Origin of the sequence: Aliiglaciecola sp. CAU 1673, assembly GCF_029223185.1 — a bacterium.
Taxonomy (GTDB): domain Bacteria; phylum Pseudomonadota; class Gammaproteobacteria; order Enterobacterales; family Alteromonadaceae; genus Bowmanella.
Genome location: NZ_JARHUG010000032.1, coordinates 1 through 4,201 on the forward strand (window position 1 = coordinate 1; position 4,201 = coordinate 4,201).

Genomic DNA, 4,201 nt, shown 5'->3' on the forward strand with positions numbered 1-4,201 from the left:
CCTGTTTGGCTAAATCAATGCCATAGAAATAAGTTAAATCTGACATGGACGGTTCCTCTTAAGTTGGCCACCGCTAAAGCGTGGCACACCCCGGAAGAAGGGGGAGTCCATATCATTCGTTATGTAACACAGGAAAAATCGTGCAAAAGGAAGTGAGAGAAGAGCCAAAATCAGAGCTGAAGTCAGATGCAAGGAAAGCGGTTTGGGCGTTCCTTCTCATCAACATTTGTGTTGTTCTTCTTGCGTTAATCGGTGTAAAAGAGTTCGTTTTTGCAGCCATTTTTATTCAGCTTTCTCTTATTTTACTTTGGCTGCTGCCAGTCTTCCTATATCAGGTGCTCGTCAAAAAGCAGGCCGTGGTGCTATCTATGCTCAAAGCCTTGGCATCTTACAAGAATTTAATGGGGCAGGTTCAGTGGCCGTAGTGTTACATAACAAGTTGCGGAAGAGTGCCGCAAACAACACGGCAGGGACGCAAACTCGCTGGCTTGGCGCTTCGCGTAGTATAGCCAGCGGTTCGTGCCCCTTCGCAAAGCGTTATATGCCACACCTGACAGTTAAGGAATAAACTCGATTGAGAAAGGGAAAAGCCATATGGATTGCTGTTCTAATATTCATTTTTATCCTAGCGCCAGCGCTGAATTTTTATTGGACTTCGTGCTCCGAGACTTGGTTAGAGATGGTCCTTTGGGAAACCTATAGACCCATATTCAAGTTTCTTGAACCATACACCGGAAGTTTCTATCTGGCTGTTTGGCTAGGTTCCTTGGTTCAGGGAGCAACCTTAGTTATTACTATCAATTGGGTTTTTAGCAGGTTGGGGCGTAAAAGTGGCACATAACAAGTTGCGGAAGTATGCCGCTAACAACACGGCAGGGACACAAACTCGCTGGCTTGGCGCTGCGCGCAGTGTAGCCAGCGGTTCGCGCCCCTTCGCAAAGCGTTATGTGTACAACGAGTGATGGAAAAGTTCAGAGTCAGACCAGCCTACCAATCTGATGACCTACTCATTGAGTTCCGGGGAGACCATCGAAGTCGAGGATATCCCAATATTCGACGGATATTGGAAGTCGGCTTGTCTTCTAAACCCAAAAAGCATCCCAGTATCGATACTGCAATGTTAGGTGCTTCAACCGATGAATTTATCTCGCTGTGGGAATATGAGAACGGGGAGTATGAGTTGGATGACGATGTCTGGGCTTACTTTATATTGGCGCCTGATAACAATGCCCGAGTAATAAGTGACATTGTTGAAGTTTTGCTAAAGTCCGGTGAGTTTATTCGAGAGGAGACTGACCCCAATGAGTACACATAACAAGGTTTTCAAATCGCCCAAACTGCGGGCTGGGACGCAAACTCGCTGGCTTGGCGCTGCGCGCAGTATAGCCAACGGTTTGCGCCCCTTAAAACGGCGTTATAAGTTTTGAGAAATTATGAGTAAGCTGACAGAAGAATCCATAGAATTTGCTAAGAAGCATATAGAGAGCTACTACGACTCTGACTTCTTTCCAAAGGGTTTTGAGTATGAGGCAATCTGGCACTGCTGGGATGAAGTAAAGAAGTATTTGCTAGGTAGCAATATAGGCAAGCTACGAACAAAGCATCCTCTGACGATGGCCTCTAAAAAGCCATCTGGAAGTTATCGAATTGTCCATCAGCTAGAGCCGTTAGATACAATCATATATACAGCTTTAGCCTATTTGATAGTTGAAAAGATAGAGCTGGTGCGAGCTGACGAGAAGGTTGCGTGCTCTTATAGATTTGCAATTGATGACGGTGGTTTTTTCGAGAAAAACTCTGGATTCAAGACGTTCACAGATATGATAGAAAATCATTCTGAAGAATATGATTACATACTCGTCACTGATATTACTGACTTTTACAATCAAATCTATTTGCATCGCCTGAATAACGCAATAGAGCGAGCTGATCCAACTTTAAAAAATATAGCAAATGATATCGAGGGTTTTATTTCGTCAATAAACGATAAAGCATCTCAAGGTGTGCCCGTTGGACCCGCGGCCAGTATAATTATGTCCGAAGCAGTTCTCGTGGATATAGATGAATATATTTCAAACTTTGGAGTGGAACATACTCGGTACGTAGATGATATTAGGATATTCTCCGACTCAAAAGAGGAGCTAGAAAAAATCCTTGAAAAGCTGACTCTATATCTACATGAAAATCATCGTCTCACCTTGGCATCTGACAAAACCTATATAGAAGAAACTAAAAAGTATGTAGAAGGCGTTCTCCACAATCAATATGAAATGGAGAAAGTAGAAATATTTGACACTCTGGAAATATTCAATCCTTATTCTGGAGAGATTGAGTACGAGGAGGTTATTGTAGAGGAAAAGCCTGATTTAGAAGGGCATCTTGAACATATCGCAGATCAACTTTTAAAAAGAGATACCGTTGACCTAGGTTTAGCTAGAGCGCTCATTAGAAAAGCAAAGGCTAATCGCATTGAGTTTGTCGCCGATATAATTTTTAGCAATTTTGAGTTTTTCTCACCCGTGATAAACGATGTCATTTTGTATTTTAAGGCATTATCCCACAGAAAGTGGATAAAGGATAATCGAGATAACTTTGTTTCAATTCTTTCTAGTCCTGCGATGATGCAGAGTTTGGTTCGGTATTGGGTTGAGTGGTTTTTTTCAGGCGACGAAACTCTCTTGAAGAACCCAAAAATTAAGAAATTTATAGGGCAAAGCGAATTTGTCGAAAACAAGGCCTATGCAGCGTTAACCTCGAAAAACGTGGCTTGGGTTAGAGATAATAAAAATCGAGTCTTTTACGTTGGGGAAAAGGGTAAACGTGCAATATTAAGGGCAACAAAAATATTACCAAAAGATGAGCGTGATAACTGGTTAAGAAATATCGAGAAAAATACGCCCGAAGAGTTGGATCGATGGCTAATTAAATGGGCGATGGATACTGCCTAGCAACTTATAACAAGGCGCTGCTGATGGACAAATTTTCCGCTGCGCTCCAAATTTGCCGCAGAGCGCGGCGTTATGTTTAGGGTGTGACATCGATGCTCAATGACTCAAAGGCAGATAAGACGATAATTAAAATTTATTTGAGAATTATATGCTCTCTTTTCATCGCATATATCTCATATGATATTTATCAAATGCTAGACACAGGCCAGTTTGTCACAAAGAGTGGGGACACTATCTTCCTTGAAAGCAGTCCGTTTCATTACAAATTTGAACTTCTGTTTAATATTGCGTTGCTTATTGGCGGCATATTGGTGTTCATTACAGCACCAGTGAATCTTCCAAGTAATGGCGATGGCAAGTAACAACATCTAAAAGTTTGGTGTAACAAAATGGTGGCTTTTTTAAAAACTAAACATAACAAGTTGCGCAAGTTTGCCGCAAACTGCGGGCTGGGACGCAAAGCGTTAGAGCACACCGAAAATTCTACTGAAAATTTCAATATTCACCATCAGACTGACCGGCCTAGTCTTTCTGCTCTTTGGGATCGCTTGCGTCGCTGCGCCAACGCAAATAATTCATGCTGCCACTGGCTTTTCGATTACTCATTCGGTCGCTCTTATCGATATTCGTGCCACCTACGGAGGCATGTCGATTGGCGTGGCAGCTATCCTATTCCTACTTGCCTCATCGGCAGGCACGATTCGTGTTGGATTGTTCTCCGTTCTCGCACTAATGCTGGGCATGGCTGGCAGTCGGATCGCAGGCATTCTTATGGCACCGGTGACGAATTGGATCATGCTGTGCTACCTGGTTCTAGAAATCACTGTGGCGTCGCTATCAGCAATACTGATCTTCAAGGGGGCTCGTGCCGGTGGGCTCTAACTATGCTCTCGTTTGTGCCGCACAGCTTGGTCGTTACGCAACAAGATTGACTGACCTTAACTAAAGAGTGGGATCTTTAGGGTATTGAACTTAGAAAAATGAAAACGTGCCAGTCATAAGCCGCTTTTTGCGGAATCTTGATCGACATGTATTTCAACGATCACAATCCGCCACACTTCCACACTTCCACACTTCCACACTTCCACACTTCCACACTTCCACGCGAAGTACGCCGGCTATGAAGCACTTTGATCTGCACCAGTAAAAGTGGACACCGGTTAAGCTGCTAGTTTTTTCTCATAGTTTTCCGGGCTCAGGTAGCCCAGAGCACTGTGCCTTCTTTGCCGGTTGTAATCAACTTCAATGTACTC

General features: G+C 43.4%; 5 protein-coding genes. 4 read left to right on the top strand and 1 reads right to left on the bottom strand.

The genetic code is table 11. The features are described from left to right. The first annotated feature begins 140 nt into the window (after positions 1–140). The 4 genes from P2G88_RS19390 to P2G88_RS19405 all read left to right on the top strand — a co-directional run bounded on the left by P2G88_RS19390 (position 141) and on the right by P2G88_RS19405 (position 4,072). A complete protein-coding gene (locus tag P2G88_RS19390; protein WP_275799304.1) occupies positions 141–425 on the top strand; it encodes a hypothetical protein in 285 nt (94 codons plus the stop codon). Between the two features lie 536 nt (positions 426–961). Further along, positions 962–1,315: a hypothetical protein gene (locus tag P2G88_RS19395; protein WP_275799307.1), complete on the top strand. Its 354-nt coding sequence runs from the start codon at positions 962–964 to the stop codon at positions 1,313–1,315. A 118-nt stretch (positions 1,316–1,433) separates the two neighbouring features. Then, positions 1,434–2,948 (top strand): RNA-directed DNA polymerase, encoded by a 1,515-nt coding sequence (locus P2G88_RS19400; protein ID WP_275799310.1) that lies wholly within the window; start codon positions 1,434–1,436, stop codon positions 2,946–2,948. 1,028 nt (positions 2,949–3,976) lie between these two features. Next, positions 3,977–4,072: a hypothetical protein gene (locus P2G88_RS19405; RefSeq protein ID WP_275799313.1), complete on the top strand. Its 96-nt coding sequence runs from the start codon at positions 3,977–3,979 to the stop codon at positions 4,070–4,072. A 36-nt stretch (positions 4,073–4,108) separates the two neighbouring features. Here the strand turns inward: P2G88_RS19405 and P2G88_RS19410 are convergent. Then, positions 4,109–4,201: IS3 family transposase (locus tag P2G88_RS19410; protein WP_275793917.1), on the bottom strand; the 93-nt coding region annotated here is incomplete at its 5' end.

Excerpts from the sequence above, each read along its gene's own strand:
- P2G88_RS19395 (WP_275799307.1), top strand. The coding sequence starts at position 962 with ATGGAAAAGTTCAGAGTCAGACCAGCCTACCAATCTGATGACCTACTC.
- P2G88_RS19405 (WP_275799313.1), top strand. The coding sequence starts at position 3,977 with ATGTATTTCAACGATCACAATCCGCCACACTTCCACACTTCCACACTT.
- P2G88_RS19400 (WP_275799310.1), top strand. The coding sequence starts at position 1,434 with ATGAGTAAGCTGACAGAAGAATCCATAGAATTTGCTAAGAAGCATATA.